Origin of the sequence: Falsiroseomonas oryzae, from assembly GCF_027856955.1 — a bacterium.
GTDB classification, from domain to species: domain Bacteria; phylum Pseudomonadota; class Alphaproteobacteria; order Acetobacterales; family Acetobacteraceae; genus Falsiroseomonas; species Falsiroseomonas oryzae.
On sequence record NZ_JAPSMD010001015.1, the window covers coordinates 1 to 550 of the forward strand.

Genomic DNA, 550 nt, shown 5'->3' on the forward strand with positions numbered 1-550 from the left:
CGCCTGCGCGAAGTGGCTGGCGCGCCAGGGCGTGCGCCACCTCGCGCTGCTGGGCAGGCGCGGCGCGGAGGAGGACGCGGTGGCGCTGCGCGACCTGGCCGCGCTCGGCGCCCAGGCGGCGATCCATGCCTGCGACGTGGCCGATGCCGAGGCGCTGGCGGCGACGCTCGGGAAGATCCGGACGGTGCGTCCGATCGGCGGCGTGGTGCATGCGGCCGGCGTGCTGGACGACGGCGCCGCGATCTCGATGGATGCCGCGCGCTTCCGCCGCGTGCTGGCGCCCAAGCTGGACGCGGCCGAGAACCTGGACCGGCTGACCGCGGAGGATCCGCTGGCGCTGTTCCTGCTGTTCGGCTCCGCCACCACCGCCTTCGGCAATCCCGGCCAGGCCAACTACGTCGCCGCCAACGCCGCGCTCGAGGCGCTGGCACGGCGGCGCCGCGCGGCGGGGCGCCCGGCGCTCGCGGTGGCGTGGGGGCCGATCGCCGATGTCGGCATGCTGGCGGCGGAGGCGACCAAGGCCGCGGCGCTGCATCGCCGCCTCGGCGTC

1 protein-coding gene is annotated in these 550 nt (G+C 77.5%); it reads left to right on the forward strand.

Features of this window, described 5'->3' with window-relative positions; genetic code table 11:
* Nucleotides 1-550 (forward strand): ketoreductase domain-containing protein (locus tag OZN99_RS33260; RefSeq protein WP_270939429.1); only part of this gene is annotated, 550 nt, incomplete at both ends.